Annotated in this window: 25 protein-coding genes; 15 read left to right on the forward strand and 10 right to left on the reverse strand. The window is 55.0% G+C overall.

Going from position 1 to position 24,882, the window contains the following annotated elements; genetic code table 11:
* Positions 1-10: 10 nt before the first annotated feature.
* The 3 genes from ACFQPC_RS03790 to ACFQPC_RS03800 all read right to left on the reverse strand — a co-directional run bounded on the left by ACFQPC_RS03790 (position 11) and on the right by ACFQPC_RS03800 (position 5,748).
* Positions 11-2,641: a sensor domain-containing protein gene (locus ACFQPC_RS03790; protein WP_382270264.1), complete on the reverse strand. Its 2,631-nt coding sequence runs from the start codon at positions 2,639-2,641 to the stop codon at positions 11-13.
* Positions 2,641-3,861: a formate-dependent phosphoribosylglycinamide formyltransferase gene (gene purT, locus ACFQPC_RS03795; RefSeq protein ID WP_382270265.1), complete on the reverse strand. Its 1,221-nt coding sequence runs from the start codon at positions 3,859-3,861 to the stop codon at positions 2,641-2,643. The genes ACFQPC_RS03790 and purT overlap by 1 nt, the downstream gene beginning before the upstream one ends.
* Positions 3,862-4,086: 225 nt before the next feature.
* Positions 4,087-5,748 carry an MFS transporter gene (locus tag ACFQPC_RS03800; RefSeq protein ID WP_382270266.1) on the reverse strand — a complete coding sequence of 554 codons (1,662 nt, stop codon included), beginning with the start codon at positions 5,746-5,748 and terminating at the stop codon, positions 4,087-4,089.
* 274 nt (positions 5,749-6,022) lie between these two features.
* Between ACFQPC_RS03800 and ACFQPC_RS03805 the strand changes: the two genes are divergently transcribed.
* Both ACFQPC_RS03805 and ACFQPC_RS03810 read left to right on the forward strand, forming a co-directional pair.
* Entirely contained in the window at positions 6,023-6,457 is a 435-nt protein-coding gene (locus ACFQPC_RS03805; RefSeq protein ID WP_382270267.1) for a PaaI family thioesterase, read from the forward strand.
* A 31-nt stretch (positions 6,458-6,488) separates the two neighbouring features.
* Positions 6,489-7,391, forward strand: coding sequence for an SDR family oxidoreductase (locus ACFQPC_RS03810; protein ID WP_382270268.1), 903 nt, complete (start codon positions 6,489-6,491; stop codon positions 7,389-7,391).
* Positions 7,392-7,423: 32 nt separating this feature from the next.
* Here the strand turns inward: ACFQPC_RS03810 and ACFQPC_RS03815 are convergent, their stop codons facing one another.
* Genes ACFQPC_RS03815 through ygfZ form a run of 3 tightly spaced genes read right to left on the reverse strand, consistent with a single transcriptional unit; the run spans position 7,424 to position 9,535 of the window.
* Entirely contained in the window at positions 7,424-8,158 is a 735-nt protein-coding gene (locus ACFQPC_RS03815) for an NRDE family protein (protein ID WP_382270269.1), read from the reverse strand.
* Complete coding sequence (locus ACFQPC_RS03820; RefSeq protein WP_382270270.1) at positions 8,149-8,436, reverse strand: DUF4936 family protein; 288 nt, start codon at positions 8,434-8,436, stop codon at positions 8,149-8,151. The genes ACFQPC_RS03815 and ACFQPC_RS03820 overlap by 10 nt, the downstream gene beginning before the upstream one ends.
* A 49-nt stretch (positions 8,437-8,485) precedes the next feature.
* The gene (gene ygfZ / locus ACFQPC_RS03825; protein ID WP_382270271.1) at positions 8,486-9,535 is read right to left on the reverse strand and encodes a CAF17-like 4Fe-4S cluster assembly/insertion protein YgfZ; all 1,050 of its coding nucleotides are present in this window, start codon (positions 9,533-9,535) and stop codon (positions 8,486-8,488) included.
* Positions 9,536-9,649: 114 nt separating this feature from the next.
* Here ygfZ and mltG point away from each other — a divergent pair, with 114 nt between their 5' ends.
* The 7 genes from mltG (at position 9,650) to ACFQPC_RS03860 (ending at position 14,803) form a co-directional block, all read left to right on the forward strand.
* Complete coding sequence (gene mltG / locus ACFQPC_RS03830; protein ID WP_382270272.1) at positions 9,650-10,639, forward strand: endolytic transglycosylase MltG; 990 nt, start codon at positions 9,650-9,652, stop codon at positions 10,637-10,639.
* A gap of 48 nt (positions 10,640-10,687) precedes the next feature.
* Positions 10,688-11,302 carry a dTMP kinase gene (gene tmk, locus ACFQPC_RS03835; RefSeq protein WP_382270273.1) on the forward strand — a complete coding sequence of 205 codons (615 nt, stop codon included), beginning with the start codon at positions 10,688-10,690 and terminating at the stop codon, positions 11,300-11,302.
* Positions 11,299-12,333, forward strand: coding sequence for a DNA polymerase III subunit delta' (locus ACFQPC_RS03840; RefSeq protein ID WP_382270274.1), 1,035 nt, complete (start codon positions 11,299-11,301; stop codon positions 12,331-12,333). The genes tmk and ACFQPC_RS03840 overlap by 4 nt, the downstream gene beginning before the upstream one ends.
* A gap of 10 nt (positions 12,334-12,343) precedes the next feature.
* Positions 12,344-12,721, forward strand: a complete 378-nt coding sequence (locus ACFQPC_RS03845; protein WP_012079837.1) for a PilZ domain-containing protein — start codon at positions 12,344-12,346, stop codon at positions 12,719-12,721.
* A gap of 20 nt (positions 12,722-12,741) precedes the next feature.
* Positions 12,742-13,242 carry a GNAT family N-acetyltransferase gene (locus tag ACFQPC_RS03850; RefSeq protein ID WP_382271867.1) on the forward strand — a complete coding sequence of 167 codons (501 nt, stop codon included), beginning with the start codon at positions 12,742-12,744 and terminating at the stop codon, positions 13,240-13,242.
* 78 nt (positions 13,243-13,320) lie between these two features.
* Complete coding sequence (locus ACFQPC_RS03855) at positions 13,321-14,100, forward strand: TatD family hydrolase (RefSeq protein ID WP_382270275.1); 780 nt, start codon at positions 13,321-13,323, stop codon at positions 14,098-14,100.
* A 43-nt stretch (positions 14,101-14,143) separates the two neighbouring features.
* A complete protein-coding gene (locus ACFQPC_RS03860) occupies positions 14,144-14,803 on the forward strand; it encodes an ankyrin repeat domain-containing protein (RefSeq protein WP_382270276.1) in 660 nt (219 codons plus the stop codon).
* Between the two features lie 15 nt (positions 14,804-14,818).
* Here ACFQPC_RS03860 and ACFQPC_RS03865 read toward each other — a convergent pair whose 3' ends face one another.
* The 4 genes from ACFQPC_RS03865 to moaA all read right to left on the reverse strand — a co-directional run bounded on the left by ACFQPC_RS03865 (position 14,819) and on the right by moaA (position 19,083).
* Positions 14,819-15,670, reverse strand: coding sequence for an HDOD domain-containing protein (locus ACFQPC_RS03865; RefSeq protein ID WP_382270277.1), 852 nt, complete (start codon positions 15,668-15,670; stop codon positions 14,819-14,821).
* A 247-nt stretch (positions 15,671-15,917) separates the two neighbouring features.
* Complete coding sequence (gene moeA / locus ACFQPC_RS03870; protein WP_382270278.1) at positions 15,918-17,237, reverse strand: molybdopterin molybdotransferase MoeA; 1,320 nt, start codon at positions 17,235-17,237, stop codon at positions 15,918-15,920.
* 62 nt (positions 17,238-17,299) lie between these two features.
* A complete protein-coding gene (mobA, locus tag ACFQPC_RS03875; protein WP_382270279.1) occupies positions 17,300-17,896 on the reverse strand; it encodes a molybdenum cofactor guanylyltransferase MobA in 597 nt (198 codons plus the stop codon).
* A gap of 74 nt (positions 17,897-17,970) precedes the next feature.
* Positions 17,971-19,083 carry a GTP 3',8-cyclase MoaA gene (gene moaA / locus ACFQPC_RS03880; protein ID WP_382270280.1) on the reverse strand — a complete coding sequence of 371 codons (1,113 nt, stop codon included), beginning with the start codon at positions 19,081-19,083 and terminating at the stop codon, positions 17,971-17,973.
* 212 nt (positions 19,084-19,295) lie between these two features.
* On the opposite strand from moaA, the gene apbC reads away from it, so the two are divergent.
* The 6 genes from apbC (at position 19,296) to ACFQPC_RS03910 (ending at position 24,873) form a co-directional block, all read left to right on the forward strand.
* Positions 19,296-20,384, forward strand: coding sequence for an iron-sulfur cluster carrier protein ApbC (gene apbC, locus ACFQPC_RS03885; protein WP_382270281.1), 1,089 nt, complete (start codon positions 19,296-19,298; stop codon positions 20,382-20,384).
* Between the two features lie 206 nt (positions 20,385-20,590).
* Positions 20,591-21,109 carry a DUF3305 domain-containing protein gene (locus ACFQPC_RS03890; RefSeq protein ID WP_382270282.1) on the forward strand — a complete coding sequence of 173 codons (519 nt, stop codon included), beginning with the start codon at positions 20,591-20,593 and terminating at the stop codon, positions 21,107-21,109.
* A complete protein-coding gene (locus ACFQPC_RS03895; RefSeq protein ID WP_382270283.1) occupies positions 21,099-21,710 on the forward strand; it encodes a DUF3306 domain-containing protein in 612 nt (203 codons plus the stop codon). The genes ACFQPC_RS03890 and ACFQPC_RS03895 overlap by 11 nt, the downstream gene beginning before the upstream one ends.
* A 34-nt stretch (positions 21,711-21,744) precedes the next feature.
* Positions 21,745-23,844 carry a 4Fe-4S binding protein gene (locus ACFQPC_RS03900; protein ID WP_382270284.1) on the forward strand — a complete coding sequence of 700 codons (2,100 nt, stop codon included), beginning with the start codon at positions 21,745-21,747 and terminating at the stop codon, positions 23,842-23,844.
* A gap of 46 nt (positions 23,845-23,890) precedes the next feature.
* Positions 23,891-24,511, forward strand: coding sequence for a TorD/DmsD family molecular chaperone (locus ACFQPC_RS03905; RefSeq protein ID WP_382270285.1), 621 nt, complete (start codon positions 23,891-23,893; stop codon positions 24,509-24,511).
* A 161-nt stretch (positions 24,512-24,672) separates the two neighbouring features.
* The gene (locus tag ACFQPC_RS03910; protein WP_382270286.1) at positions 24,673-24,873 is read left to right on the forward strand and encodes a hypothetical protein; all 201 of its coding nucleotides are present in this window, start codon (positions 24,673-24,675) and stop codon (positions 24,871-24,873) included.
* Positions 24,874-24,882 lie beyond the last annotated feature (9 nt).

Here is a 24,882-nt window from a genome sequence, read left to right on the forward strand (position 1 = left end):
TGCTTCCCGCCTAGACCAGCACCAGCGGGAAGCGATGTGAGGTATCAATCAGGGCTTCCGCTTCCTGCGCCGTCAAGGGTGCAGAGAACAGGAAGCCCTGTCCGAGGTTGCAGCCCATTTTCTTCAGTTCCTGGATTTGCTCAAAGGTTTCTACGCCTTCTGCCGTGGTTTGCAGGTTCAGCGTTTGCGCCAGTGCCATCATCAGCCGGATGATTTCCGTATCGCTTTGATTGCTGCCTATGCCGCGCACAAAAGCCTTGTCTATTTTGAGGATATCGATAGGCAGTTTTTGCAGGTAGGCGAGGGATGAGTAGCCAGTGCCGAAGTCATCCAGCGCCAGGCGCACGCCTAGCTTCTTCAGCATCGACAGGTTTTCCATCGTCTGCAGCGGATTCGCCATTGCCGAGGTTTCTGTCAATTCCAGTTCGACCATTTGCGGGATAACGCCGCTGCTATTGAGGATGTCGCGTACCTGGCTGAAGAATGAGGTTTGCAAGAGCTGGCGCATCGAGACATTGATGGCCATCGTGAGATTGCCCATTTCCGGATACTGTTGTTGCCATGCCGCGAGTTGCTTGCATGCCTGTTCCATCGCCCACATGCCGATGGGCACGACCATGCCGGAAGTCTCGGCGATAGGAATGAATTCATTTGGTGAAATCAGGCCGTATTCCGGGCTGTTCCAGCGCAACAGCAATTCGAAGCCTTGTACGCTGCCGTCCGCCAGCAAGACTTTGGGTTGGTAAGCCACCGACAATTCATTCCGTTCGAGTGCAAAGCGCAACGCCACATCCATGCGGGCATCCTTGGTGGTTTTACTTTGCAGTGCTGCATCGTAAATCTCGGTACGGTTGCGCCCCCGTTCTTTCGCCTGGTACATCGCAGCATCGGCATCGCGGATCAAATCGGCCGGGCTTTGATGGCTGGCATTGAGCTGCGCGATACCTATGCTGGTCTGGATCTTCACCACCACGTTATCGAAAATCAGGCGTTCGGATACTGCCGCCATGATCGCATTCGCCTTGATCGTCGCTTCCGCCAGTGAAGAATTGGTGAGGATGACGAATTCATTACCGCCGAAGCGCGCGACGAAGTCACCGGCCGGCAGCGCTGCCACGATGCGTTTGCTGATTTCAATCAGGCATTGATCACCAAAGTCATGGCCGTGCGTGTCGTTGACGCTTTTGAAGAAGTCGAGGTCGCAGAACAGCATGGTCAGGCTGGACTGGCGCTGGCGACTGGTCTCCATCGCCGTGCTCAGCGTATTGACCAGGAAGCGGCGATTCGGCAAATCGGTCAGCATGTCATGCATCGCCTGGTATTCGATTTGCAGTTCGGTCTTTTTACGTTTGGTGATATCACGCGTGACGCCGAGCACGCCTATGGTCTGGCCTTTGACATCGGGCAATGGGTATTTGCTGGTATGGAACCAGCGATCCATATCCTGGCGCCAGAAACCGCGTACCTCCAGATCCTGTAAAGGCTGGCCACTTTGCATGACTTGCAAATCCTGGCGCTGGATTTCATCGGCAATCTCTTCAGGAGGGAGCTCATCGTTGCTACCCGCCATTTTCTGACACAGGTCCAGCGCGGTTTTACCGCGCAGCTCGTCTTCGCTATCGAAGCCGAAACGTTTCTGGAAACTCTGGTTGCTGATGGTAAAGCGGCCTTCGTTATCCTTTGCATAAATCATCGAAGGATTGAGGTCGAGTACGGCGCGCAGCAGGGCGGTTTCTTCCAGCAGTTTTTGTTCGGCTTCCTTGCGCAGCGTAATGTCTTCTATGCTGAACACGAGGCCGTTGATCGCGGCATCATGCAGCATGTTGTAGCCGCGTGTTTCCAGCCATATCCAGTGCCCGTCCTTGTGGCGGGTACGATGGCGCGAGAAAACGGTGCTGTGCGGCGTGTCGCGCAATTCGCGCAGTTTATCCTTGTGTTCTGCTTCATCGTCACTGTGCAGTACCGGTTTCATCGCGTTGCGGATAATGTCATCAATGCTATAGCCGATGACTTCCTGCAGCGCCGGGTTGGCGAATTTGATCTTGAAGCGTGCGTCGGTGATGATGAAGATGTGACGGGTAACACGAGCGATCGCATTGAAGCGACGTTCGTTGGTATGCGCCTGATGCAGGGAGACGCGGTTCAGGTTCAGGGTTTTTGCCAGTAGTACCGAAAGCCAGCCGATGCAGGCGGTGGCAAAGAAATCCGGTAGCAAATCAACCGTGCTTGCGCCAAGTTCATGGCCCAGGAAGTAGCCGAGGATTGCCAGCACAGAGATTGCAATGACGGCGCTGCGGGTACGCAAGACCAGCGGGAAGATGCCGGCGATGGCGATCAGCCATGGCATCGGATGATAGCTGGCGAGTACCACGATGACGCAAGCAGCCAGTGCCATTTCGCACAGGTAAATCGCTTCCTTGAAAATGGTTTCGCGGAACCAGAAGTAACGTACGAAAGAAACGCCCAGCAAGCCTGTCAGTATGATGACTGCGCCCAGGCCCAGCGGCGACAGTGCAAGCTTGCTGTCATAGACCAGGACGACAACATTGAACAAAAGGGCCGCATACAGTAGCAGGGAGACGGTGCGGAAAATAACGCGCCCGGCAAAAAAATCGATGCCACGTATATGCGGCGTCTTCATCAGCTGGAGACGACCGGATTAACCTTCGCTGCTGCTGCTTTGGCATTCTTGCGTGCGGTATCGACGTCGGCGGCTTTGGCCAGGGCGACACCCATGCGGCGGCGGGCGAAGGATTCCGGTTTGCCAAACAGGCGGATGTCGGTACCGGGGATGTGCAATGCTTCAGCCACGCCTTCAAACGAGACTACCTTGCCATCGTGACGACCATAGATGACGGCGGAGGCAGCCGGTGTACTGAGGGCTACATTCACCGGCAAACCGAGGATGGCTTTGGCGTGCAATTCAAATTCGCTTTGTTCCTGGCTGGCCATGGTGACCATGCCGGTATCGTGCGGACGCGGACTGACTTCGGAGAACCAGACCATATCGTCCTTGACGAACAATTCAACGCCGAACAGTCCGAGGCCGCCGAGGTTGTCGGTCACGCGCCTGGCGATGTCGTGTGCCTTTTGCAGGGCGCCCGGGTGCATGCGTTGCGGCTGCCATGATTCGACATAGTCGCCATTGACTTGCACATGGCCTATCGGTTCGCAGAAATGGGTGTGGACTTCGCCGTCGGCGCCAATGGCGCGGACTGTCAGCAGCGTGATTTCATATTCGAAATCGATAAAGCCTTCGACGATCACGCGGCCGGAATCAACCCGGCCACCGGCCGCAGCGCAGTCCCAGGCAGCAGCGACATCAGCGCTGCTGGAGAGTTTGGACTGGCCTTTGCCGGATGAGGACATGACTGGTTTGACGATGCAGGGGTAACCAATTTCGGCGCAGCCGGCCTGCAATTCTTTCAGGTTGTCGGCAAAGCGATAGGGCGAAGTGGCGCAGCCGAGTTCTTCCGCTGCCAGCCGGCGTATGCCTTCACGGTCCATCGTCAGCCATGCGGCACGCGCGGTCGGGATCACGCGTACGGTGCCAGCGTTCTCCAGTTCAACCAGTTTGGCGGTGGCAATCGCTTCTATTTCCGGCACGATCAAATCGGGTTTTTCCTGATTGATCAGTTCTGCCAGTGCGACTTCATCCGTCATGTCTATGACATATGAACGATGCGCAACCTGGTGGCCGGGCGCATTGCTGTAACGGTCGACTGCGATAACTTCAACGCCCAAGCGTTGCAAGGAAATGATGACTTCTTTGCCGAGCTCGCCTGAGCCAAGCAGCATCACCTTGGTTGCGGTGGCAGACAAGGGAGTACCGATGCGATGAATAGTGTTGCTTTTAGTCATGAAGGGAGTGATGGAAATGATGCATTCTCGACAGCGCGAGAAGAGGTTTATTGACTTACAGACAATAGCAAATCTTGCCTGCTTTGGACAGCGCAAATTATAGAATGGAAGTGTGTTTCTGTATGGAAACGAATGTCGTGAAAGCGTCGACCGGAAATAAAAAAAGCTGCCAGCAAATTGCCTGGCAGCTTTTTATTCAAGACTGGCTTGAATGCTTAACGATGATTAGTCGTTGGCATAGATGTCATTGTCTTTGGTTTCCCGGACAAAGATCATACCGATCACGAAAGTGATCAGCGCGATGATGATCGGATACCAGAGGCCGTAGTAAATATCGCCCTTGAATGCGACCAGGGCAAACGCCGTGGTTGGCAACAAGCCACCGAACCAGCCGTTACCGATATGGTAAGGCAGGGACATCGATGTATAGCGGATACGGGTTGGGAACATTTCAACCAGCATGGCGGCGATTGGACCGTACACCATCGTGACATAGATCACGAGGATAAACAGCAGCAACAGTGTCATGCCATAGTTGATTTGGTTCGGGTCGGCCTTGGTTGGATAACCGTGGGCCTTGATGGCATCGCTCAGCTCTTTCGAGAAAGCTTTGTCTTTTGCAGTCGCTTCTTCCTTCGACAGGCCTTTGGCATCGTAGGATGTCAACAGCGTATCACCGACCTTGACGGTAGCAATCGTGCCTGCCGGTGCTACTTCATTCGAGTATGCAACCGAAGCGGCAGCCAGTTTGGCTTTCACGATATCGCAAGGCGAAGTGAATTTTTTGGTGCCGGTTGGATTGAACTGGAATTGGCAGGTTGCAGGATCAGCGGTCACGACCACTGGTGCATTTTTCAATGCTGCTTCCAATGCCGGATTGGCATAGTGGGTCAGTGCATTGAAGATCGGGAAGTAGGTCAGCGCAGCAATCAGGCAGCCCGCCATGATGATAGGTTTGCGGCCGATTTTATCGGACAGCGAACCGAAGATCACGAAGAACGGGGTTGCCAGCAGCAGCGAAGCCGCGATCAGGATGTTGGCGGTTGGACCGTCGACTTTCAGTGTTTGCGTCAGGAAGAACAGCGCATAGAACTGACCTGTGTACCAGACCACTGCCTGACCTGCGGTCAAACCGATCAGTGCCAGGATAACGATCTTCAGGTTGCCCCATTTCGCAAACGCTTCAGTCAGCGGTGCTTTCGACGCTTTGCCTTCCGATTTCATTTTCAGGAAGGCCGGCGATTCATTCATCGACAAGCGGATCCAGACCGAGATACCCAGCAGGAACACCGAGACCAGGAACGGAATGCGCCAGCCCCAGTCGGCAAATGCTTCTTCACCCATCGCGGTACGTGTACCCAGAATCACCAGCAGGGACATGAACAGGCCCATGGTTGCGGTGGTTTGAATCCACGATGTGAAGGCGCCGCGCTTGCCGTGCGGTGCATGCTCGGCCACATAAGTAGCCGCGCCGCCGTACTCGCCACCCAGGGCCAAACCTTGCAGGATACGCAGGATGATCAGGATGATAGGTGCAGCGATACCGATGGATGCATAGTTGGGTAACAGGCCGACGATGAATGTCGATGTACCCATGATCACGATAGTGACCAGGAAGGTGTATTTACGACCGATCATGTCGCCCAGGCGGCCAAACACGATAGCGCCGAAAGGACGAACAATGAAACCGGCAGCGAAGGCGAGCAGGGCGAAAATAAATGCCGTATTCGGATCGGTACCAGCAAAGAACTGCTTGGCAATAATTGCGGCTAATGAGCCGTATAGATAGAAGTCATACCATTCAAATACAGTACCCAGCGAAGAAGCGAAAATAACTTTCCGCTCCTCCGGCGTGATACTGCGATCAGTTGTGGATACTGTCGCCATGTTCGTCTCCTTAATAATTATTAATATTCGACGCACGAGTGGATTCGTACATCGGGTACGCAAATGGAGTGTGCGACTGGAAACTTACGTAGGACTTGCGTGAAACTTACGTAACGCTTACATGTGTGAATTGCAATAAACAATGGTGTTTAAGGCTGTAAATAGAGCGCCGGACCAGGCCGTCCTGCCCCTTGCGAAGGGATGAATTACCGTTGCAGGCTTGCTGACGCCAGGGATGGCTTAAAATGACGCCATTTTGTAACGAAAAGCAGCAATGACGAATCCTTCCACTCAATCAGCACAACCCATTATTCCCTTCCTGCAGGAGCTCGGTGTCGAAATTGTCGACTTTGGCGGTGGCCAGGGTCAGATCGCGTTAACCCTGCAGACACGCCACCTGAATGGCTGGCATGTCGCGCATGGCGGCGTCATCATGACCATGCTGGACAATGTCATGTCGCTGGCCGGACGTTCACTGGAGCCCGGCATACGCGGCGGTGTGACGATAGAAATGAAAACCAGCTTCATGCAGCCGGGCGGTGTCGAAGGCGAGCGCATGCTGGCCAAAGGCAAGGTGCTGCACGCATCTTCCAGCATTTACTTTTGCGAAGGTGAGTTATGGAACGGCGACAAACTGGTGGCGAAGGCGAGCGGCACATTTAAATTTATCCGCCGCACCGACGTCGCGAAGAAAATGACGCAAGCCTGAGTGCTCGCACACAAGTTAACCGAAAGCAGGCATGAAACAATTCAAGGATAGGGTAGCGGTCATTACCGGTGCTGCCAGCGGCTTTGGGCGTGAGTTTGCATATGCAGGCGCGAAGCTGGGCATGAAGCTGGTGCTGGCCGATGTGCAGCAGGATGCGCTGGCTGCGCTGGAAGCAGAATTAAGCGGACAGGGCGTGGCAGTGCTGGCAGTGCACTGTGATGTCAGCAAACCGGAGCAGGTACAGGAGCTGGCCGACGCAACGATGGCACGCTTCGCTGCGGTCCATCTCTTGTTCAATAACGCCGGTGTCGGCTCGGGTGGCTTGATCTGGGAAAACTCGGCCAGCGATTGGGACTGGGTGCTGGGCGTTAACCTGTTTGGCGTCGTCCATGGCGTGCGCATCTTTACACCGCTGATGCTGGCATGCGCGCAAGATGATCCTGATTATGAAGGGCATATCGTCAATACCGCTTCGGTTGCCGGCTTGCAGAATGCACCGACCATGGGTATTTACAACGTGTCCAAACATGCGGTGGTGTCGGTGACGGAAACGCTGTATCAGGATTTGCAATTGATAGAAGCGCCTATCGGTACTTCCTTACTGTGTCCATACTTTGTACCTACCGGTATACATCAGTCGGAACGCAATCGCCCGGCCGAAATGCAGAACGATACAGCGCCGACTACCAGCCAGCGTGCAGCGCAGGCGTTCTCGGAGAAAGCGGTCGTGGCAGGGAAGATTACAGCGGCGCAGGTGGCGCAACTGACGTTTGATGCGATACGCGAAGATCGTTTTTATATCTATTCGGACCTGGCGCCTTTGACCAGTGTGCGCAGGCGTATGGAAGATCTGGTGCAACAGCGCAATCCCTCTGATCCGTACGAAGAAGTGCCGCATATCAAGCAATTGCTGCGGGCAAAACTTAAGCGCTGATGCCTGTCTGCTGCCGGTTCAGGCAGCAGTTCTCAACGCATGGCCAGTGTCGGTCTTTCTATCAGCACTGGTTGCGCGCCACCATTTAATTTGACCAGCGTGGAAACACGGGTGCCATAGTCTGGCGATTCGATGCAAACGGCTGACAACAAACGTTCGCGCTCTATGCTGACACCGGTTTTCGGCAGGCGGCAATCGGATGCGCAAGTGGTATCGGTCAGCATTTCAAAGTAAGCGTCTTCCGGCGCGCCCTGGCACAGCAGGCTGGCGAATTGCGCCTTGGTGCGTACGACCTTGGGCCATGCGCAATCGAGCAGCGAGTTGGACAAGCCATAGATGCCCGGTCCCAGTGCCTTGCCGTTGCGTTCATCGCCGTCGCCGCGATTCGAAAACCAGACCAGTTGCTTGCTGTCGCCTATCAGCAAGTTGAAGCCGTTGTAATCTTGTTGATGGGTCTTGAGTTCGGCGATGTATTCGTCCGGGCTCATGGTGCCGGCCAGGAAATTGGTTACCAGTGCGCCACGCGATGGTGCATCGTCACGCATTTCAGATGGCGCGCGGATATTCGTCAACGCGGCAAAGCGGCCGTCGCGGGTCACGCCTATCCAGGTACCACCACCTTGCAAATCACGGCCTGCATAGATTTGCGGATAGTCTTCCCACCAGTCTGCCGGTTTGGCCGGACGGTCGTAGAACTCATCGCGATTACCGGCGGCGATCAGGGGCATGTCCGGTATCACATGCCATGCAAAGACGATTAAGCACATAAAGATAAATCCAAAAATTGTTCCGTATGGCGTTTGCCATCTATCAAGTCAGCCAACTGGCTGGCGAGTACCGCCGGTTCCAGTTCCGCTGCAAAACCTTCGGCCACATCCAGATAGACCTCCATCCAGGTATGTATGCCATCCTGTGCTTCGGGACGCCGCTTGAGCGCAGTCTGGATGCCATGCAGCCGGGCGAGATTATCTTGCATAGTCAAAACTTTTGCACGCAAGACGGTTGCGTCGGCTACCGCTACCCGATAGTAGATGTAGAGATCCATCGCCTGTTTGCCTATTGTCCGTGATTTGAAATGAATCTGCTGGCTACGCTCAAACTGCCGGATCGGTCAGCGGGTAGGGCAAAGGCTGGAACGACAACAGCGGACCGCTGGCGCTACCCAGGTGCACAGGGGCATCGGTGGCCGCCAGCTTGATCTCTACCAGGCAATCGCTGATGTCGGCACCGGAACGCTCGGCATTGACGACCATGCCGCATGGCTGGTCCGGGTCATTTGCGGAAAAGATTTCGGTACCCGGTGCGACATGGGTTGCGATGACGCTGGCGTGCAGCATGCGACGTTTGAGTTTGCCCAGGTATTGGCTGCGGGCGACGATTTCCTGGCCGGGATAGCAACCTTTTTTGAAGTTCACACCACCCAATAATTCAAAATTGATCATTTGCGGCACGAATTGTTCTTGCGTGGCAGCGGTGATGTGCGGCACGCCGCCATCGATTTCCGCCAGGTTCCAGGCATCGGCACCGCTGGCCTGCAGGATTTCTGTCAGGTGCGGCCAGGCCTCGATTGCTTGCTCTACCGTGGTGATCCATTGATAACGCGGTACTTCGAAGGCGTTCGAATGGCGGATCACGGTACCGGCTTCATTGTCGACCTTGCCATAGATGGCTACAGGCAGCGTAGGGAACCAGGGCATCAGTGCACTGGCCGCGGCAGGGCCGGCTATGCCCAGCATGACGTATTCTTCACTGACATCAACCAGCTTGGCCTTGGCACGCAGGATGAACATTTGCAAACGCTTCTGTATCCCCGCCTGCAGTTCGCGCGGCAGTTGCAGCATGATGCGGTCGGCGGTCTGCCAGTACAGGAAGCTGGCCAGCAAACGGCCTTTGGGCGAGCAATAGCCTGCCAGGCGGGCTTCGTTGCTGCCGAGGTGCTCCACGTCGTTGGTCAGCTGGTTATGCAGGAAGTTGGCAGCATCGTCGCCGCTGGCGGCGATCAGGCCGAGATGGGTGAGCGGGGCAACAAAGTTGGTTTTAGCAGTTTCACCGGGTATTTCTGCACCGAAAGACACGATGCGCGGGGCAGCGTCGTCGCTGATATTTGCGCCTTGGTCAGCCAGAAAAGTAAGCCATGTAGTCATAATTTCAATCAATAAATTGGAGCGTAAGGTGGTTCAGCGATTATCATTAGGGTCTGATTATAGTGGCGTGGGAAAAACGCGTCGGATTGTGTTCGATTTCACCGAGACCTTGTTTTGAAAAAATTATTCAGGCGCATCATCCTGCTGGGCATTATCGCCGGCGCATCTTTCATGTTTTGGGCCGAGCAGCCGATACTTCCGACTGAACAGACTTCCGGCGTGGAGTTCACCATCGCCGCCGGTAGCGGCCTCAGAAGCAGCATGCAGCAAATCGACGCAGCTGGCGTACCGGCCAATCCATGGCTCATGACCGTACTGGCGCAAATCACCGGCAACAGCACCAAGCTCAAGGCCGGCACGTATGAATTGAAGCCCGGCACCACGCCGAACGGCTTGATCAAGCAATTGGTACGGGGCGAGTTTGTACAGGAAGCGCTAACCATCATCGAGGGCTGGAATTTCCGCCAGATGCGCCAGGCGATTGATAACCATCCGGGTTTAAAGCACGATACCGCAGGCTTGTCGGATAAGGATTTGATGGCGAAAGTCTCCACTGATTTCCCGTTGCCGGAAGGCTTGTTTTATCCGGATACTTATCTGTTTGCGAAGAATTCCAGTGACCTGCAAATCTACAAGCAGGCGCACAACCTGATGCTCAAGCGCCTGAATGAAGCCTGGCTCGCACGCAATGACAATCTGCCGTATGCAACGCCGTATGAAGCGTTGATCATGGCGTCCATCGTGGAAAAGGAAACCGGCAAGAAGTCCGAGCGCAGCATGATAGCCGGTGTGTTCGTCAATCGCCTGCGCCAGGGCATGTTGCTGCAAACCGATCCGACCGTGATCTACGGCATGGGTGAACAATTCAAGGGCAATATCCGCAAACGCGATTTGCAGACCGACACGCCGCACAATACCTACACCCGCCTGGGCCTGCCGCCTACACCGATCGCCTTGCCGGGGGCTGAGTCACTGCATGCCGCAATGAACCCGGCGCAAACGGATGCGGTATATTTTGTCGCGCGCGGTGACGGCAGCAGCCAGTTTTCGGCGACGCTGGACGAGCATAATAATGCGGTCAATAAATACCAGCGCGGCAGATAGTATCCTGCAGGACGCTTCATCAATCACATTCATTCTTATGGCCAGCGCATGACGACAGGGAAATTCATCACATTTGAAGGCATCGACGGTGCGGGTAAATCCACGCACCTGGCCTTCGTTGCCGAGCTGCTGTGCGAACGCAAAAAGACCGTCGTTGTCACCCGTGAACCGGGCGGTACCAGCCTCGGCGAAGAGCTGCGTGAAATCCTGCTGCATGAAAAAATGCACCTGGAAACCGAAGCCTTGCTAATGTTTGCCGCGCGTCGTGAACATATCGCGCAAGTGATCGCGCCCGCACTGGAACGTGGCGACTGGGTGATCTCTGATCGCTTTACCGATGCGACCTTCGCATATCAGGGCGGTGGCCGCAAACTGGACCGCGCCAAATTGAATGCGCTGGAACAATGGGTGCATCCGCATTTGCAGCCGCACCTGACGCTGCTGTTCGACGTGCCGCTGGATGTCGCACGGGCGCGGCTTGATGCGACCCGTACGCTGGATAAATTCGAACAGGAGAAAGTTGAATTCTTCGCTGCAACGCGCGCCGAATACCTGCGCCGTGCGGCAGAATTCCCGCAACGCTTCCATGTCATCGATTCAACCCAGACCATTGCTGCGATCCAGGAGCAATTGCGCGTGATCGTGGCGGAGATAGACTCTTGAGTACTACGCTTTATCCGTGGCAGCAGGCATCGTGGCAACAGTTGCAACAATTGCGAGAACGCCTGCCGCATGCCATCCTGTTCCACGGCGCGGAAGGCATAGGCAAGACCGCTTTTGCAGATGCTTTTGCCCAATCCCTGTTGTGTGAAGCACCGGCCGCCGATGGCCATGCCTGCGGTACTTGTGTCGCTTGCGGCTGGTTTAGCCAATACAGCCATCCCGATTACCGTCGCGTGCGTCCTGAAATCCTGGATGACGGTGATGGCGCTGAAGGCGAGGATGCCGAAGCTGGTGAGACTAAAAAAACCAAGGCGACCAAAGCCCCGTCGAAAGAAATCAAGATCGACCAGATACGCGCACTAGGCGACTTCATGAATATCTCCACGCATCGTTCCGGCATGCGGGTGGTCGTGCTGTATCCGGCCGAAGTCCTGAACACCGCGGCGGCCAACTCGTTGCTGAAAATGTTGGAAGAGCCGCCGCCGCAAACCATGTTCCTGCTGGTCAGCAATAGCCTGGATCGCCTGTTGCCGACCATCCTGTCGCGTTGCCGTAAATTTGCCCTGGCGCTGCCGGGACATGACGAAGCCTTGCAATGGCTGAAGTCGCAGCAAGTCAGCGATGCCGATGGCTGGCTGGCCGAGCAGGGTGGTGCACCACTGGCGGCATTCGATGCGTCGCAGGCGGGTATGCGGGAAACCATGGATGACTTCCTGCGCCAGTTGGCCCAGCCCGGTGTCGATGGTGCATTGAAAGCTGCGGATCGCCTGCAAAAGACGCCGGTGCCGGAATTAGTCGCGTGGTTGCAACGCTGGTTGTATGACGTGCTTTCCGTCAAACTTTCCGGCACAATCCGTTACTATCCACGCTACAAAAAAGAGTTGGGTGCGCTGGCGCAGCGGGTCGAGACCGCTGCCTTGTTGCAGGAAATCAAGGCCGTCAATGACAGGCGCGCGATTGCCGAACATCCATTGGCACCCAAGCTCTTTATCGAAGACATGTTGCTGGAATATTCGACGATTTTCTCTTGAAAGGTGTGTGATGGCAGATAACCCGCTAGCAACAGGCAGCCCGGTCGTCGGTCGGCCCTCGGTGCTGTCCTTGCCGATCAAGGAAAAATCCGCGCTCTACGCCGCTTATATTCCCTTCCTCGCGAATGGCGGCATCTTCGTACCATCGACCAAGTCCTACAAGATAGGCGATGAAATCTACCTGATCCTGACCTTGCTGGATGATCCGACCAAATACCCGATCGCCGGCAAGATTGCATGGATCACCCCGGCCGGTGCGAACAACAACAAGGCGCAAGGCATAGGTGTGCAATTCTCGGCGGACGAGAGCGGCCAGCGCATCAAGCAAAGAATAGAAGAATTGCTCGGGGCCGCACTCGGCTCATCGCGCGCCACGCATACCCTCTAAGCGCAGGAGCAGCTTTTCCCATTATGTCTTTGCCGTACCGCCTTGCCACCCTGGACGATTTGCCCGCCATCGTCGCCATCTACAACAGCACCATCGCTTCCCGCCAGGTGACAGCTGATATCGAACCGGTGACGGTCGCTTCGCGCCAGACATGGTTTCTCGAGCACACTGCGGAACAGAGACCAATATGGGTGCTGGAAGAGCAGGGACGTGTGCTGGGTTGGTTGTCCTATTCCAACTTCCACGCCCGCGCCGCTTATGCGGCGACTGTTGAACTGTCCATTTACTTGCATGAAGATGCACGCGGTAAGGGCTTGGGTGCTTATTTGTTGCAAGAAGCCATGGCGTATGCGCCCAGGCTGGGCATACATACGCTGGTCGGGCTGATCTTCGGCCACAACACACCCAGCCTGAAATTGTTTGAACGCTTCGGTTTTGAACGTTGGGCGAATATGCCGCGCGTCGCCACGCTGGATGGGGTGGAGCGTGACCTGGTGATTGTAGGCAAACGGGTTGCCTAGTTTTGCTTCCCAGTGGAAAATTGTTTGTCCCTGAGTGCGTGGATGCAGTAAAGCTGCCGGACGCGTACAATTCCGCCTATGTTTATCGATTCCCACTGCCACATTAATTTCCCCGAACTTGCTGCGCGCATGCCTGAAATCCTCGGCAAGATGGCCGAGAATAAAGTCAGCCATGCACTCTGCGTGTCGGTCGACCTGCCGGATTTTCCCAGCGTGCTGGAACTGGCGGAACGCTACCCGCATATCTACGCATCGGTAGGCGTGCATCCGGACTATGAAGATACGCCGGAGCCTTCGGTCGAAGACCTGGTTCGTTTATCCGAACATCCGAAAATCGTCGCCATCGGTGAAACCGGTCTCGATTACTACCGTCTCGAAGGCGACCTCGAATGGCAGCGTGAACGTTTCCGCCGCCATATCCGCGCTTCGCGTGCGACCGGCAAGCCGCTGATCATCCATACCCGCGCTGCGTCGGAAGACACCATACGCATCATGCGCGAAGAGGGTGCCGGTACGGATGCCGGTGGTGCGGCTGGCGTCATGCATTGTTTTACCGAGTCACTGGAAGTCGCACGCGCTGCGATGGAAATGGGGTTTTATATTTCCTTCTCCGGCATCGTGACCTTCAAAAGCGCGAAAGACTTGCAGGCCGTCGCGCGTGAAGTGCCGCTGGAACAAATGCTGATCGAAACCGATTCGCCGTACCTGGCACCGGTGCCGCATCGTGGCAAGGTGAATGAACCGGGCCTGGTGCGCCATGTCGGTGAATACCTGGCGACGCTGAAAGACGTGCCGCTGGAGCAACTGGCGCAACAGACCAGCGATAATTTTTTCAATCTCTTCAAGATCGCACGCTAATCGTATGTCGGATACAAGAATGCAAGCCGCTGAGTTTTTACCCATGCGCAGGCTGACCCTGGCCGTGTTGCTGAGTGCTGCTGCCTTGTCTCTATGCCCCCCGCTGGCGCGTGCCGGTGCGTATGAGGACTTTTTCCGTGCGGTATCGCTGGATGAAGTACAGACCGTGACCGCCTTGCTGAAACGTGGTTTCGATCCGAATACGATAGAAGGCGTGCGCGGTGATTCCGGCTTGATCCTGGCACTGCGTGAAGGTTCGATGAAGGTTTTTCCGGTGCTCTTGAATGCGCGTGGTATAGACCTGGAGCAGCAGGCGCGCAATGGCGATACGGCTTTGATGATTGCCGCCTTCAAGGCGAATATGCCGGCGGTACAGGCCTTGCTGGCCAAGGGCGCTGCGGTGAACAAGAGCGGCTGGACGGCCTTGCATTACGCGGCGGCATCCGGCGATAGCGAGATCGTGAAAATCCTGGTGAAACAGGGGGCTGAACTGGACGCATTGTCGCCGAATAAAACCACGCCGATGATGATGGCGGCGCGCGGCGGTTTTATTTATTCGGTCAAAGTATTATCGGATGCCGGCGCGGATGCCAGCCTGAAGAATGATGCCGGCATGACGGCGATTGATTTTGCGCGTGAAAACGGCAGTAGCGATATCGTCGACGGCCTGACTTATCGTTTGAAAAAGGCCGGCAAGCTGTAATTCAGGCAGGCCGCATCATGACAGGCGGCTATTGAAATGCGTCTTCAGGTCGACACAAATCTGCTCTACATCGTCATCCGATAACTCCAGTATCTCGCTGGCCAGCCGGCCACCTTCCTGCCATTCGACAGAGGTGGTGTGGCGGTGTTCCTGTATCGCCTTATCCACCAGATAGAAAACCGCAATCAATTGCCTGACTTTTTCTGAAAATGTCAGGTCGCTGATGATGCTGTGCGTGTGGTGTTTCTTGATCGCGAGGACGACGATAGGATCAACACTCCAATGCTCGGCCAGCATGCCACCCACCACTGCATGGTTAATCCGGTGGCACTGGTTTTCCAGTTCGATGAAACCGCTGGCTTCCATTTTGTTGGCGGCATTCAGTGTTTGCGCGTAATTAGGGAAGGACGCCATCATCAGCGGAATGCCGATATCGGAAAACAGGCCGAAGTTATATGCCAGCTCCGGGGTACTGACCTTGGTCAGTTTGGCGACATACATCATGCCCCATGAGCGCTTTTCCGATACGTCCCAGAAGCGCGGCATCATCATCTTGCCATGCGATAGCGCGCGCCGCATCATCAGGCTGGTCATCAATGCATTGCAGTTATTCAGGCCAATCAAGGTAATCGCGTCTTCGACAGTTTCTATGTGCCGGCCGAGGTTGAACATGGCCGAGTTTGCGATTGCCAACAGATTGCCGGCGATTGCGACATCACGATTGATCAGGCGCGCGATTTTTTTGAGATGCGGTTCTTCCTTATTCATCTCATGCTGGACTGCGATCAACAGGGCCGGGCGTGGCGGTATGTTAACCGGACGAGCGAGTTCAGTCGTCGATGCTGATGTTGCCGGCGATCTGTCCACAATGCCTCCCTGATGGTTCGGTGCTGCGCCGCTTTTTACTTTTTATTCAGGCGTGCGCGCAAGCAGATTCAAACTGATTACTTATATGCAACAGAGCATAGACGAATTGTGCCGGTTTGCATCATTTCCCGTGTGCAAAATGACAAATGTTTGCAATCAGTTGGATGAATAGTGCAATGGAAGTGTGAATGTATTTCCATGTGGAAATATTTGTTGCCCCGCTGCGAGTGAGCGGGGCGGAAAAAATTTAAATCAAGCCTTCGAACAGGATTACATCGACCAGGTCACCGGCTTTGACTTCGGCACGTTCATGTTCGAGCACGACCATGCAGTTGGCTTCGGACATCGAGCGCAAGACGCCCGAGCCCTGGGAACCGGTAATGCGGACTTCCTGGATGCCATCAGCATTACGACTCAAAATCCCGCGTTGATATTCAGTGCGACCCGGACGTTTGCGGATCGCTGCCTTGGATACGACGCGCAGCATAGGCGGTGCCGTGACCTCCGATGCGCCCATCATGTGCAGCAAAGCCTGGCGTGCGAGGAAATAGAAGGTCACCATCACGGCGACCGGATTGCCCGGCAAGCCAAACAGATACGCTTCCTTGCCATGTGACTGGATTTTGCCGAAGGCCATCGGGCGACCCGGGCGCATGCCTATTTTCCAGAAGGTGACATCACCCAGTTCCGCCATCATTTGCTTGGTGTAATCAGCGGCACCGACCGAGACCCCACCCGAGGTGATGATGGCATCCGCGTTTTCACATGCGGTGCGGAAGGCGGCTTCCAGTGCGGCCGGATCATCCTTGATCACACCCATGTCGACGATGTCGCAACCAAGGCGGGTCAACATGCCGTGCAGCGTGTAACGATTGCTGTCGTAGACGCAGCCTTCATCCAGGGTTTCACCGATGGAGCGCAATTCATCGCCAGTCGAAAAGAAGGCGACGCGCAAACGACGCTGCACCGGTACTTCACCAATACCGAGTGACGCCAGCAGGCCGAGGTCAGCAGGGCGCAGGATACGGCCCTTTTGCAAGGCTGGTGTACCTATAGCCAGATCTTCACCTTTGAGGCGACGGTTGTCGCCGGTGCGCACCACACCTGCCGGTATGGTCACGCCTTGTTCACTTTCGTCACGCGTAAATTCCTGCGGGATGACGGTGTCGCACTCGACCGGCATCACGGCGCCGGTCATGATGCGTACGCATTCACCGCTAGCAACGCTGCCTTCATAAGCGCGACCGGCATAGGCGGTGCCCTTGATTTTCAGTTGCAGGTCCTGTTCCTTCTGCAAGTCGCTGCCACGGAAGGCATAGCCGTCCATCGCCGAGTTGTCGTGCGAAGGAACGTTGATAGGGGAGACGATATCGGCTGCCAATACGCGATCCAGTGCACTACGGATCGCTACCTTTTCAATTGCATTGATAGGCTGAATGAACTGGCGAATGATGGTTTGCGCATCCGGGACCGGCAGCGCATCGGGATCGTAGTCCGACAGGCAACTGATGACGTTGGAAAGCGTCGTGCGCTTATCACTGGATTCGGCTGGAGTGTCGTTCGGCATGAGTTCGTCTAAATCGTCGTTAAGTGCGGCATCGCGCAGGAGGTGTGAATAGCGCAGATTCATCAGGCAGTGGTCTCGTATTTACGCAGGTCATCCAGCGTATTGATATTGCGGAAGGCATCTTCGTCTTCGAAGTGAACCTCGGCTGCGGCCAGCGATGAATACCATTTATCGAATTTACGCCCGCCTTCCTGCAGGTACAGCGTCAGGTGCGGTAGCAGCGAGGCCTTGACCAGGCAGAAGACCGGATGCGCCTGCCGTGTGTCACCACTGCCGGTGACGGCCACCGCGAGGTCTGCATTGTTTTGCTCCAGGCCATCGGCCAGGCGCTGCACCAGGTCGGTTGGCAGGAAAGGGGAGTCGCAAGGTGATGTCACCAGGTAGTCGGTTTCGCAATGGATCAATCCGGTCTGCAAACCGGCCAGCGGCCCGGCAAAGCCCTGCATTTCATCCTGCCATACCGGGACACCGAAACCTTCATAGGGTGCGATATTCTGGTTCGCATTAATCATGATGTAGCCGACTTGCGGCGACAGGCGCATCAGCACATGCAAGGCCATGGGTGCATCGCGGAATAACTGCAAGCCTTTGTCGACGGTACCCATGCGGGTGCCGCGTCCGCCTGCAAGTATGAGTCCGGTAATTTGACTGATGTCCATATTCTTGGGCTGGTCCGATATCTGCTGGTTGAATTGATTCAGTTGTATGAGAGAGCCGCCTGAATCGGCGGTGATTAGCCGCCGATGTAAGACATCTCGACCTTGCGTTCGGTTGTCAAACCATCGGTATTGGCAGTGCGCAGTTCCGAGTAGCGATCGCTGCGTGTGCGCCAGATGTGGGCTATCACGGTAGAGATTTCTTCATCCGTATTTCCGCTGCGCATCAGCGCACGCAGATCGTGGCCACCGGTTGCGAACAGGCAGGTGTAAAGCTTGCCCTCGGTTGACAGGCGTGCACGGCTGCAATCGCTGCAGAAGGCTTGCGTGACACTGGAGATGACGCCGATTTCGCCGCCACCATCCGTATAACGCCAACGTCCGGCGGTTTCACTGACATAGTTGGGTGCGATCGCTTCGAGCGGCATTTCGGCGTTGATGCGGCGTATGACTTCGGCAGATGGAATGACTTCATCCATCTTCCAGCCATTCGATGCGCCGACGTCCATATATTCGATGAAACGCAGGATGTAAGGGCTGTCTTTGAAATAACGCGCCATCGGCACGATTTCCTGATCGTTCATGCCGCCCTTGACCACCATATTGATCTTGATCGGACCGAGGCCGACACGATGCGCTTCTTCTATGCCTTCCAGTACATCGGAGACGGCAAAGTCTACGTCGTTCATTTGCTTGAAAACTTTATCGTCCAGCGCATCCAGCGATACCGTCACGCGTTTCAGGCCGGCGTCTTTCAGTGCTTGTGCCTTGCGTGCCAACAGTGATGCATTGGTGGTCAGCGTCAGGTCAAGCTCGCGGCCATCCGGGGTACGCAATGCGCTGAGCATGGCAATCAGCTTTTCTACATTCTTGCGCAATAGCGGTTCGCCGCCGGTCAGGCGGATTTTTTCCACGCCATGGGCGACGAACAGGGAAGTAATGCGGGTGATTTCCTCGAAGGACAGCAAAGAGCTTTGCGGCAGGAATGCGTAATCCTTGTCGAAGACTTCTTTCGGCATGCAATAAACGCAGCGGAAATTGCAGCGATCCGTGATCGAGATGCGTAAATCCTGCAAAGGACGCGCACGGGTATCCGCCAGCAAGCCCGTAGGTGCTTCAAGGCGTGCAGGAATGACCGGTATCCTGTTCTGATAGCGGAGGTCTGCGAGCGGAATAATTTTTTCAGTCATGGAAAAGTCTTCTAAGTACGCCATTGTAAGTCGTACAGCTAGGGCGTGTCGAATCTACATCGACTGTACTTACTGCTGCATATCGCATTATTTGGCGGCTATAAGGGCTTTTCTCAAGGTGGTAAATGAAAATATGACAATGCCGGACGGCAAGGCAGCAGCGTAGGGCGGGCAATTAGTTTAGACTTGCGCTATAAAATTCAGGAGAACCAATGAGTATTACGATTGAAGCAGTAAAAGAAGCATTGACGACCGTCATCGATCCGAACACGGGCAAGGACCTGGTCAGCAGCCGCTCCGCAAAAAACATCCAGATCAATGGCAATAACGTCATATTTGACGTGGAATTGGGTTATCCGGCCAAAAGCCAGATCGACGGCATCCGCAAGGCATCAATTGCAGCAGTCCGCACGATAGAGGGCATGGGCAGCGTGACTGCCAATGTGCACTCGAAGATCGTGGCGCACTCGGCACAGCGTGGCGTCAAGTTGATGGCCAATGTAAAAAACATCATTGCAGTCGCGTCCGGCAAGGGCGGCGTCGGCAAATCCACCACTTCGGTCAACCTGGCGCTGGCGCTGGCGGCGGAAGGTGCGCAAGTCGGTATCCTCGATGCAGATATCTATGGCCCGTCGCAACCGATGATGATGGGTATTTCCGGTCGTCCGGAAACCATGGATGGCAAAACCATGGAGCCGATGGAAAACTACGGTTTGCAGGTGTCAAGTATCGGTTTCATGATCGATCCGGATGAACCTATGGTGTGGCGTGGTCCTATCGTGACGCAAGCCTTGTCGCAATTGCTGGAGCAAACCAACTGGCGCGACCTGGATTACCTGATCGTTGATATGCCACCGGGTACCGGCGACATCCAGTTGACGATGTCGCAAAAAGTGCCGGTCACCGGCGCGGTCATCGTTACCACGCCGCAAGACATCGCCTTGCTGGATGCACGCAAAGGTTTGAAGATGTTTGAAAAAGTCGGCATCCCTATCCTGGGTATCGTCGAAAACATGAGCACCCATATCTGTTCCAACTGCGGTCATGCCGAAGCAATTTTCGGTGAAGGCGGCGGCGAAAAGATGTGCGGCGAATATGGCGTGGATTTCCTCGGTGCCTTGCCGTTGACGATGTCGATCCGCCAGCAGGCGGATTCCGGCAAGCCTACAGTGGTTGCCGATCCGGATGGTCCGATTGCCGTTATCTACAAACAGATCGCACGCAAGATCGCAATCAAGGTAGCGGAAAAGGCGAAGGATATGTCGTCCAAGTTCCCAACGATCGTGGTTAAAAACGATTAATTTTTTCACCTGCTTCACTTGATGCCTGCATTATTTGCAGGTATGGTTGCTGCGAAGTTATTTTCTCTGGCGTGGGTATTTAGCTACCCACGCAGTTTACTCATCGTTCCAATCCGCGATTGCAGTTTCGATCCGGTTTGCAATTTCGGCGCACAATATATCGTGCGTCCCAATCAGAACAGGCAGCATTGCCATCATGAGGAAACATGGAGACTGAAGCAATCAGCGTTGGCGTCATCATGCAACGCACCCCCCTCGCCAATCGCTGGCAACCGTTTCAATGGCTACCCATTGAAATCGTCGGCGCTATTGTTTCCCACGATCATGCATTGAATTGCCTGCGCAATGATGCCGACGATATGCGCTGGTTGTTCAGCGGCATAAACGTCAATTTATCCAGCAGTGAAGCCGAGGGTTACTTCCTCAATATCAGTGCGCCTGCGCCTTGCTGGTTCATCATGTGGCGCCTCGAAGAAATCGATGGAGTCGAACTGGCAGTGCCGAAGGCGGTCACACTTTCCTATAATGAAGCAGCGCGCCTGATGGATGGCGGGGAGCGGGTCGATACCTTGCCGGCATCGGCCGAGGTTATCGAGCGCCTGACCGAGTTCACGCACGACTACTATCACCCCGAACCGAAACGCAAACACAAGAAACCTTCATTCGAAGGCGGTGAGGGTGTCGACAAAATGGCGCGCGCCGAAGGTGATAAACATGGCCGCTGAAGAATTTTTTGCGCGTTGGGCAAAGAAAAACGCTGACGCCTCTAAGTCGCCAGAGCCTGTACCCAACGAAAGCACAGGCGCGGTGGTTGGTGATGCTGCGCCAACAACAGACGCGCTGCCGGAAGCGCAAGCTTTGCCGACCATGGACGATGTGGCCAGGCTCACACATGATTCGGATTACTCAGGCTTCATGGCACAAGGTGTGGATGAGTCGGTCAAGCGTTCTGCGATGAAGAAATTATTCACCGACCCGCATTTCAACATCATGGATGGCCTTGATGTTTATATCGAGGACTTCAATAAATTTGAACCGATGACGCCTGCTTTCATTGCGGGTCTCAGCCATGCCAAGGGTTTGATGGATCCATTGTCGCAATTGAAATCGCCGCTCATGAAGTTGCTGGATATGCAGCCGCAGACTACAAAAGAGTTGCCGGAGGCTTCCGCGACAGAAACTGCGGAAGATATTGCAGCCCCGGTCGCTGCAGCAACCGACGCAGCTAATACAGAAACGCCGCCGGAGGACGCGGCAGGAAAAACAGAGCACGATACAAATTCATCAGAGGAGCCCAACGCAGCATCCCGCGTTGCAGATAATTAAAACATTTTGTCCTAGCCAGCATAGAAGCCAGCCAATGAGCACAGAATTCAAAGTATGTAATTGCAACCGCACCATGCCGCTCGATGCACAGGCCGGTGTACAAATCGGCTCCGCACTGGGTGGCGGCGCACTACCTATCCATAGCGAACTTTGTCGCCGTGAAGTGACCTCGTATATGAAGGCGCTTGATGGTGTTGATGATGTCGTCGTCGCCTGCACTCAGGAGCGCAGCCTGTTCGCAGAAATCGCGCAACAAAAGAATTCGGTGGCACCACTGCGTTTCGTCAACATCCGCGAAACCGGCGGCTGGGGACGCGAGGCAAAAAACTCCATTCCGAAGATGGCTGCATTGCTGGCTGCCGCCGCCTTGCCCGAGCCCGAACCGGTACCTACCGTTGCTTATCAATCCAGCGGTCATGCACTGATCATCGGCCCGGCGGAGCGTGCATTAGCCTGGGCGCAGCGTCTCGGTACGCAACTGGATATCAGTGTATTGCTGACGAAGGGGGCAGCCGGTGAAATGCTGCAAGAGCGTAGCTTCCCGGTTTTTTCCGGCGAGCGCATTGCGGTATCGGGCTGGCTTGGCGCTTTTGCCGTGCAGTGGCAACAAGCCAATCCCATCGACCTGGAAGCCTGCACACGCTGCAATGCCTGTGTCGATGTCTGCCCGGAAAATGCGATCGACCTTACTTACCAGATCGACCTGAGCAAATGCAAATCGCATCGCGATTGTGTCAAGGCTTGCGGCACCATAGGTGCGATTGATTTTGCGCGCAGCATGACGCAACGCAGTGGCGATTTTGATTTGATTTTTGATTTGTCGGATGCACCGATACTGACACTGCACCAGCCGCCGCAAGGTTATTTTGCACCGGGTAGCAATGTGCAACAGCAGATGGATGATGCCTTGCGCCTGACGCAAATGGTCGGTGAGTTCAGCAAACCGAAATTCTTCCTCTACAAGGAAAAGCTGTGTGCGCACGGTCGCAACGGCAAGGTCGGCTGTACCTCTTGTATCGATGTATGTTCGGCCGAAGCCGTCAGCCATCACGGTGATCAGATCAAGGTCAATCCCAACCTGTGTGTAGGCTGCGGCGCGTGTACCACGGTGTGTCCGTCCGGTGCGCTGGCCTACGCTTATCCGCGCGTCAGCGATACCGGCAGCCGGATAAAAACCATATTATCCACCTATGCGAAGGCCGGCGGTACACAAGCCGCCTTGCTGCTGCACAACCAGGAACGTGGTGCAGAACTGGTGAATCAACTGGGACGCCTGGCGCGGGCCGAAGGCAGGCTCAAGGGTTTCCCTGCACATGTGATGCCACTGGAGTTGCATCACATCGCCTCCACCGGCATCGATTTATGGCTGACCGCCATCGCCTACGGTGCCACGCATATTTCCATCCTGGTGACGTCGCAGGATGCGCCGCAATACGTAGCCGCCTTGCATGCGCAGATGGAAGTCGCACAAACCATATTGAGTGGCCTCGGCTATACCGGTGTGCACCTGTCGCTGATACAGGCGCAAACTGCGGCGCAGCTGGATACCGGTTTATCCACCATCCAGCCGGCGCAAGTTCCGCAACAGCGCGCGCTGTTCAATATCGCGGCAGACAAGCGCAGCGCGCTGGAGCTGGCGATCGATCATCTCAGGACGCATGCACCACAGCCGGTGGATGAAATCGCTTTGCCGGCCGGCGCGCCTTACGGCATGGTCATGGTCAACAAGGATAGCTGTACTTTGTGCATGTCCTGCGTCGGTGCCTGTCCGGAGTCGGCGCTGACCGATAACGCCAATATGCCGCAATTGCGCTTCATAGAAAAAAATTGCGTGCAGTGCGGGCTATGCGAAAAGACTTGTCCGGAAAACGCAATTTCGCTGGTGCCACGCCTTTTGCTGACCGATGCTGCGAAACAGGCGGTGGTGTTGAACGAAGCGCAGCCTTTCCACTGCATCAGTTGCCAGAAGCCATTCGGTACCGCGCAGATGATAGAAAACATGGTGAGCAAGCTGTCCTTGCACGGTGCGTTTGCCGGCAATATAGACCGCCTCAAGATGTGCCCGGATTGCCGCGTGGTCGACATGATGGCGAACAAGCAGGAAGCCGTCATCACGGATTTGAAAAGACACTGATGGCTTTGCTGCCGCTTCTTGAACCAAACATTTAACCAGGATCACCATGACGACTGCCCAAGCAATCAAGTTTGAAACCCCGGACCACGGTGAGGAAACCGGTCGTGCCGACGTGTATGGTTTGTTGGCGACGCTCTTGTATGCGCCACCGACGCAGACTTTGCTGGATACGATAGCAGCCGCACCGGCACAGGGTGACAGTGCGCTGGAGCTGGCGTGGGCGGAATTGGTCGATACATGTAAAACAGCGCAGCAGGAAGCGGTGCGGGAAGAGTACGAGCAACTCTTCGTTGGTGTCGGCAAGCCGGAAGTGATGTTGTACGGCTCTTATTATTTGTCAGGTTTTTTGATGGAAAAACCTTTGGCCGAATTACGTACCGACCTGATGCAACTCGGTTTGCAGCGATCAGACGATGTGGTTGAAAGCGAAGACCATCTGGCGACTTTGTGTGAAGTCATGCGTTACCTGATTGCATCCGATGATGTCATCAATGCAAACCTGCTAACGCAAAAGAAATTCTTCAGCGACCACATGCAAGCCTGGGTGGTCAATTGTTGCAACGCAATAGAAAACAGTGCCAACTCGCGTTTTTATAAACCGGTGGCGCGCCTGGCGCGGCAATTCTTTGAGGTGGAAATGCAGGCTTTTGATATGAGCCTGGATTGACATCCGCTTATTCGCCGGATTTCCGGTTTTAACGGAAATTTAATTTCCATTTCAGCGTCTTTAAGTGTGCAAGTTGCCAAAAGGTATGCTAACTTCTAGTCAAAGTTAATATAAGATTTAAAAAGCATATTACGTCCTGACCCAATTTACAGGAGACGATCATGTCTGAGCAGTCCAAAACCCCTCGTCGTAATTTCCTCGCAGGTTTAGGTGCAGTCGCCGCTGGCGGCGTCGCTGCCAAACTGGCTCCCGAGTCGGTCACCTCTGCAGTTTCCAATGCTCTTAGCACGCAAGAACCTGACGGCGATAGCTATCGCCTGACCGAGCACATCAAAAAATACTACCGCAGCACCACAATTTAACTACGAGGT

The sequence above is a fragment of the Herminiimonas glaciei genome (assembly GCF_042664955.1).
Classification (GTDB): Bacteria; Pseudomonadota; Gammaproteobacteria; order Burkholderiales; family Burkholderiaceae_D; genus Oxalicibacterium; species Oxalicibacterium glaciei.

Bases quoted from the DNA above. Each gene is read 5' to 3' on its own strand.
- ACFQPC_RS03790 (WP_382270264.1), bottom strand. From the start codon at position 2,641: ATGAAGACGCCGCATATACGTGGCATCGATTTTTTTGCCGGGCGCGTT.
- purT (WP_382270265.1), bottom strand. From the start codon at position 3,861: ATGACTAAAAGCAACACTATTCATCGCATCGGTACTCCCTTGTCTGCC.
- ACFQPC_RS03800 (WP_382270266.1), bottom strand. From the start codon at position 5,748: ATGGCGACAGTATCCACAACTGATCGCAGTATCACGCCGGAGGAGCGG.
- ACFQPC_RS03805 (WP_382270267.1), top strand. From the start codon at position 6,023: ATGACGAATCCTTCCACTCAATCAGCACAACCCATTATTCCCTTCCTG.
- ACFQPC_RS03810 (WP_382270268.1), top strand. From the start codon at position 6,489: ATGAAACAATTCAAGGATAGGGTAGCGGTCATTACCGGTGCTGCCAGC.
- ACFQPC_RS03815 (WP_382270269.1), bottom strand. From the start codon at position 8,158: ATGTGCTTAATCGTCTTTGCATGGCATGTGATACCGGACATGCCCCTG.
- ACFQPC_RS03820 (WP_382270270.1), bottom strand. From the start codon at position 8,436: ATGGATCTCTACATCTACTATCGGGTAGCGGTAGCCGACGCAACCGTC.
- ygfZ (WP_382270271.1), bottom strand. From the start codon at position 9,535: ATGACTACATGGCTTACTTTTCTGGCTGACCAAGGCGCAAATATCAGC.
- tmk (WP_382270273.1), top strand. From the start codon at position 10,688: ATGACGACAGGGAAATTCATCACATTTGAAGGCATCGACGGTGCGGGT.
- ACFQPC_RS03845 (WP_012079837.1), top strand. From the start codon at position 12,344: ATGGCAGATAACCCGCTAGCAACAGGCAGCCCGGTCGTCGGTCGGCCC.
- ACFQPC_RS03855 (WP_382270275.1), top strand. From the start codon at position 13,321: ATGTTTATCGATTCCCACTGCCACATTAATTTCCCCGAACTTGCTGCG.
- ACFQPC_RS03860 (WP_382270276.1), top strand. From the start codon at position 14,144: ATGCGCAGGCTGACCCTGGCCGTGTTGCTGAGTGCTGCTGCCTTGTCT.
- moeA (WP_382270278.1), bottom strand. From the start codon at position 17,237: ATGCCGAACGACACTCCAGCCGAATCCAGTGATAAGCGCACGACGCTT.
- mobA (WP_382270279.1), bottom strand. From the start codon at position 17,896: ATGGACATCAGTCAAATTACCGGACTCATACTTGCAGGCGGACGCGGC.
- moaA (WP_382270280.1), bottom strand. From the start codon at position 19,083: ATGACTGAAAAAATTATTCCGCTCGCAGACCTCCGCTATCAGAACAGG.
- apbC (WP_382270281.1), top strand. From the start codon at position 19,296: ATGAGTATTACGATTGAAGCAGTAAAAGAAGCATTGACGACCGTCATC.
- ACFQPC_RS03890 (WP_382270282.1), top strand. From the start codon at position 20,591: ATGGAGACTGAAGCAATCAGCGTTGGCGTCATCATGCAACGCACCCCC.
- ACFQPC_RS03895 (WP_382270283.1), top strand. From the start codon at position 21,099: ATGGCCGCTGAAGAATTTTTTGCGCGTTGGGCAAAGAAAAACGCTGAC.
- ACFQPC_RS03900 (WP_382270284.1), top strand. From the start codon at position 21,745: ATGAGCACAGAATTCAAAGTATGTAATTGCAACCGCACCATGCCGCTC.
- ACFQPC_RS03905 (WP_382270285.1), top strand. From the start codon at position 23,891: ATGACGACTGCCCAAGCAATCAAGTTTGAAACCCCGGACCACGGTGAG.
- ACFQPC_RS03910 (WP_382270286.1), top strand. From the start codon at position 24,673: ATGTCTGAGCAGTCCAAAACCCCTCGTCGTAATTTCCTCGCAGGTTTA.